At 52.3% G+C, this 1,559-nt stretch carries 2 protein-coding genes; both read right to left on the bottom strand.

What is annotated here, in order from left to right:
* Positions 1–222 precede the first annotated feature (222 nt).
* A complete protein-coding gene (locus K787_RS0121665; protein WP_022964874.1) occupies positions 223–684 on the bottom strand; it encodes a hypothetical protein in 462 nt (153 codons plus the stop codon).
* Between the two features lie 100 nt (positions 685–784).
* Positions 785–1,120, bottom strand: coding sequence for a hypothetical protein (locus K787_RS24490; RefSeq protein ID WP_022964873.1), 336 nt, complete (start codon positions 1,118–1,120; stop codon positions 785–787).
* Between the last annotated feature and the right edge of the window lie 439 nt (positions 1,121–1,559).

Genomic DNA, 1,559 nt, shown 5'->3' with positions numbered 1-1,559 from the left:
GTTTTTACACACTCTGGGCCGATAGCAGCCTTAACCGCTGGACTGATAGCGCGTCCCGTGCGGCCGCTCTCACCGATTCTAGTATCGAGTACGATTCTCTCCTGCCATTTCATCGCAAAAATCACACTAGACGCTCGGGAAAAAGAAAACAGAGCCGATTTGAAACCTGAGACGAGATCACATACGCCTTAGTGAGCAGTAGTCTCAAAAATGATGTGCGGCTCATGCCGATCGTGGTAAGTCCCGATTTTCGAGAATATCAGCAAGCAGCCGGGCATCTTCAAGTGCGTGATGGGGAGGTTCAGCGCCATCGTACGAAAACTCAAGATCGCTGCTGATTCGACCAGCCGTAACGTTAGCTGGCAGGCCTTCCGGACCGACCAGCCTCAACAGTAGAGGCCAGTCCCAGGCGGGTGCATCGCAGATGATTTCGACCGGGCCAAGGCCCATAAGAAAATCCAGCAGCCGCATACGTGCCTGTACCGTGTCGCGCCCGTGTACTTTCAGATCGAGCTGCGGTAACACGATCTCTTTAACGAAATCCGAACAATCGCATTCTTCCCACGCGTCCGTCAGCTCCACATAGAACTCAGGGCCACTGGGGACTACTAAAGCGAGGCTGATCAGCTTGTAGATATATGAGTTCAGAACCGTGAACTCTGTGTCCAGATAGGCGCGGATCATTTCAATCTCCGGCTTGCTGCCAAAAAGTAGGTCGTGCTTTTCTCTATGCCTCTCGTACTAGAAAAATCGCCACTCTCCGACGTCCTCAAAACCCTGACCATCAGTGGTAAGTCGGCTTCGGTAACGACCGGATAATGTTTATCAGTACGGCCTCGTCAGCTTCGTGCATGACACAGACGTACAAGCTGTTGCGCGTGTTCAGCACCAGAAAACCGTCATGCAGAATAAAGCCCGCTATGGGAGAGGTGCGAATAGTATGGCCGTCGGCAAACCTGTTTGTGACTGGATCTGCTTTGACGTGGTGATATATCGTGCCAAAGGCCACCATGCCAACAATAATAGGATTTAGCAGATACCCTGTCACAGCGAAAGGAAAAACAGTATCCCGCGCTTTTTTTAACGCCTGCTCTTCTGACCGCAACAAGTCATAACTCATCTAGCCCTACTCTCAGATCGGAGTATTTTTACGCACCTTCGATGGCTATGGAGAGCCAAGTGTCGTCAACGCGACGATACGACGACATAACGCAAGGTGCAGCTGGAGAGAGAGAACCGCCCGAAGGCGGTTTTCAAAGCCACCCGGAGGGTGGTGAAGGATTACAGCTCGGCCACTAGAGCACCGTTTTCTTTCTAAGCCACCCGGCGGGTGGTGAAGGACTACAGCTCGGTCACTGGAGCACCGTTTTCTTTCTAAGCCACCCAGAGGGTGGTGAAGAACTACAGCTCGGTCACTAGAGCACCGATTTCTTTCTAAGCCACCCGGTGGGTGGTGAAGAACTACAGCTCGGTCACTGGAGCACCGATTTCTTTCTAAGCCACCCGGTGGGTGGTGAAGGACTACAGCTCGGTCCCTAAAGCACCGATTTCTTTCTAAG

The sequence above is a fragment of the Halopseudomonas pelagia CL-AP6 genome (genome assembly GCF_000410875.1).
Lineage (GTDB): Bacteria > Pseudomonadota > Gammaproteobacteria > Pseudomonadales > Pseudomonadaceae > Halopseudomonas > Halopseudomonas pelagia.
Note: the sequence above shows the minus strand (reverse complement) of the source record. Positions and strands in the feature narration are given on the sequence as shown.

What these genes read in the sequence shown, in the direction of transcription:
- K787_RS0121665 (WP_022964874.1), bottom strand. Translation starts at nt 684, where the DNA reads ATGATCCGCGCCTATCTGGACACAGAGTTCACGGTTCTGAACTCATAT.
- K787_RS24490 (WP_022964873.1), bottom strand. Translation starts at nt 1,120, where the DNA reads ATGAGTTATGACTTGTTGCGGTCAGAAGAGCAGGCGTTAAAAAAAGCG.